4 protein-coding genes are annotated in these 2,813 nt (G+C 71.2%); 2 read left to right on the top strand and 2 right to left on the bottom strand.

Annotated features, from left to right (window positions below; translation table 11 throughout):
• Positions 1-326 (top strand): GNAT family N-acetyltransferase (locus QH283_RS15875; RefSeq protein ID WP_432420739.1); only part of this gene is annotated, 326 nt, incomplete at its 5' end.
• Positions 327-394: 68 nt separating this feature from the next.
• Positions 395-1,285: a formyltetrahydrofolate deformylase gene (gene purU, locus QH283_RS15870; RefSeq protein WP_280503760.1), complete on the top strand. Its 891-nt coding sequence runs from the start codon at positions 395-397 to the stop codon at positions 1,283-1,285.
• 7 nt (positions 1,286-1,292) lie between these two features.
• On the opposite strand, the gene QH283_RS15865 is transcribed toward purU, so the two are convergent.
• Both QH283_RS15865 and QH283_RS15860 read right to left on the bottom strand, forming a co-directional pair.
• Positions 1,293-2,336, bottom strand: a complete 1,044-nt coding sequence (locus tag QH283_RS15865) for an alpha/beta fold hydrolase (protein WP_280503759.1) — start codon at positions 2,334-2,336, stop codon at positions 1,293-1,295.
• A 107-nt stretch (positions 2,337-2,443) separates the two neighbouring features.
• Complete coding sequence (locus tag QH283_RS15860) at positions 2,444-2,707, bottom strand: DUF2516 family protein (RefSeq protein WP_414689715.1); 264 nt, start codon at positions 2,705-2,707, stop codon at positions 2,444-2,446.
• Between the last annotated feature and the right edge of the window lie 106 nt (positions 2,708-2,813).

Raw genomic sequence — 2,813 nt, 5'->3', positions numbered from 1 at the left:
GGGCCCTGCCCGGGCCCGGGGGGGCCCCCGCCGCGGCCCGCGCCCCCCCCCCGGGCGGGGGGGCCGCCGACCGTCAGCGCGCGGGCGTCGGCTCCGCCCTCATGCACGCCGCGATCGGCGCCGCCGACGCCCTGGACGAGCCGTTGATCGGCCTGCTCGGCAGCCTCGAGTACTACCCGCGCTTCGGCTTCGGGCCCGCCGCCCGGCTCGGCATCACCCCCGACGAGCCGAGCTGGGTCACCCACTTCCAGGTGCGGCCGCTGACCGCCTTCGAGCCGCGGATCACCGGCGAGTTCCACTACGCCGAGCCGTTCTACCAGCTGTGATCGCGCCGCCCGGCCCCGGCGCAACGGCGGTGGGTGCCCGGGTTCGCGCGTGCTGTAAAGATGGGTTCATGAGTTCTGCTCAGCCCGATCAGGAAGACCGCCGCTACGTGCTGACCCTTGGGTGCCCCGACCGACCGGGCATCATCGCCAGGATCACCTCGTTCATCGCCGAGTTCGGCGGCTCCATCTCCGAGGCCGGTTACCACTCCGACAGCGAGTCCGGCTGGTTCTTCACCCGGCAGGCGATCACCGCCGCCACCGTGCCGTTCTCCATCGAGGAACTGCGCGAGCGTTTCGCCGCCGTCGCCGCCGACTTCGGCCCCGAGACCGAATGGCAGGTGCTCGACTCCGCCGCGCCGCGGCGGGTGGTGCTGCTGGTCAGCCGCGACGGTCACTGCCTGCACGATCTGCTCGGCCGGGCCGCGGCCCGTGAGCTGCCCGCCACCATCGAGGCGGTCATCGGCAACCATCCCGACCTCGGCGCCATCGCCGAGGCGCACGGGGTGAAGTTCCACCACGTGCCCTTCCCGAAGGACCCGGCCGAGCGCGGACCGGCCTTCGCCGAGGTCAGGTCACTGGTCGACGCGCACAACCCCGACGCGGTGGTGCTGGCCCGCTTCATGCAGGTGCTGCCGGCGCAGCTGTGCGAGCACTGGGCGGGCAGGGCGATCAACATCCACCACAGCTTCCTGCCGTCGTTCGTCGGCGCCCGCCCCTACCACCAGGCGTTCGCGCGCGGCGTGAAGCTGATCGGCGCGACCTGCCACTACGTCACCCCTGAGCTGGACGCCGGCCCGATCATCGAGCAGGACGTGATCCGCATCGACCACGCCGACACCGTGCGCGACATGGTCCGCCAGGGCCGCGACATCGAGCGCGTGGTGCTGGCCAGGGGCCTGCGCTGGCACCTGGAGGGCCGGGTGCTGGTGCACGGCCGCCGCACGGTCGTGTTCTCCTGACCCTCGCTCAGCCCGCGACCTCGGCGGACGGGCGCCGCGCCGCCGAGGCGAGCACCCTGGCCATGATGGCGTTGAAGCGCTCGAACTGCTCGATGTTGCCCAGGTGCCCGGTGGGCAGGATCTCGTAGGCGGCCAGGCTGCCCACGGATTCGAGCATTTCGGCGATGATCTCCGCGTGCACCGGCGGGGTGAGGTCGTCGCGGGAGCCGGCGACGATGGTGGTCGGCACCCGCAGCTGCTTCGCCGACTCCCCCACGTCCATGACGGCGAGCAGCTTGCCGAATTCGGCGCGGATGGCCGCGCGGCAGGAACGCACGATGGCCATGCCGTAGTCGACGTGGTCGCGGGGGCTGGCCAGCGACATGACCTGCCGTGCGAACAGCCAGCGCACCGGCGCGACCGGCGGGAACACGATGGGCGCGCCGAGGCCGAGCTTGCCGACGACATCGGGCAGCGAGATGCCGGTGCGCTTGAACGGCATCGGCCGGTTGAAGAAGGGCACCACGGTGGTGGTGGCGACCAGGCCGTGCGGGGCGGTGTTGGTCATCAGCACCGCGTCCAGCCTGCGGCCGACCTGGTCGGGATGACGCGCGGCCCAGGCCTGCAGGGTCATGCCGCCGAGGCTGTGGGCCACCAGCACCGCTTTGCGTCCGGCCGGGACGGCGGCCTCGAGCACGGTGTTCAGGTCGTCGGCCAGCTGCTCCATGGTCAGCGGGGCGGTGCCGCGTTCGCTCTCGCCGTGGCCGCGCACGTCGTAGGCGATCATGCGGTGCGTGTCGGCGAAGGCGTTGATCTGCGGGTTCCAGTATTCGATGGCGCAGGTCCAGCCGTGCACGAGCACGACGAGCGGGGCGTCCGCCGGGCCGTAGGCGTGCACCCGCAGCCGCGCGCCGTCGGCGGCGGTCACCGGGATGACATCACAGGGGGCGGTCGGCGGGTCGAAGGCGGTGGTCGGGTAACTGCGCGAGCGCAGCTCCGCCCGGTGCCGGGCGGACCATGCCTCGAACATCTCCCGCAGCTGCGCCGCGAGGGCGATCGCCTGAGCACGCATCGGATACTCCTTTGTATGTTACTGATAGATACAGTAACGCCGATGAGTGAGCGACACCACCCGTGACCCGTGACAAGAATCCGGGACGGAATCCTTGATACCGGGTGCTACCAGCGCGGGCCGCGCTGCACCTCGTCCACTTTCGGCTTGACGTCGGCGAGGTAGACGCCGGTGGCGATGATCGAGACGAAGGCCAGCAGCCCCAGCGCGCCCGGCGTCAGGAGCAGCAGCAGCGCGGCCACGCCGAGGATCGCCAGCCAGATCGGCTTGGTCTGCTTGTCCACGGCGGTGAACGCGTCGGCACGCTGCCGGATGGCGTGGATCAGCGCGAAGACCGTAGCGCCGAGTGCGGCGATCCACAGCACCAGCATGATGAGGCCGATCAAACCGTTCACGGTAGTCACCTGTCCAGTGTACGAAAACCGCCCTCGCACAGCTCGGCTGCGCGAGGGCGATGGAATCCCGGCCGGTCCCGCG

Source organism: Nocardia farcinica (genome assembly GCF_029867845.1).
In the GTDB taxonomy this organism is placed as follows: Bacteria; Actinomycetota; Actinomycetes; order Mycobacteriales; family Mycobacteriaceae; genus Nocardia; species Nocardia farcinica_A.
Note: the sequence above shows the minus strand (reverse complement) of the source record. Positions and strands in the feature narration are given on the sequence as shown.

Bases quoted from the DNA above. Each gene is read 5' to 3' on its own strand.
- QH283_RS15860 (WP_414689715.1), bottom strand. From the start codon at position 2,707: ATGCTGGTGCTGTGGATCGCCGCACTCGGCGCTACGGTCTTCGCGCTG.
- purU (WP_280503760.1), top strand. From the start codon at position 395: ATGAGTTCTGCTCAGCCCGATCAGGAAGACCGCCGCTACGTGCTGACC.
- QH283_RS15865 (WP_280503759.1), bottom strand. From the start codon at position 2,336: ATGCGTGCTCAGGCGATCGCCCTCGCGGCGCAGCTGCGGGAGATGTTC.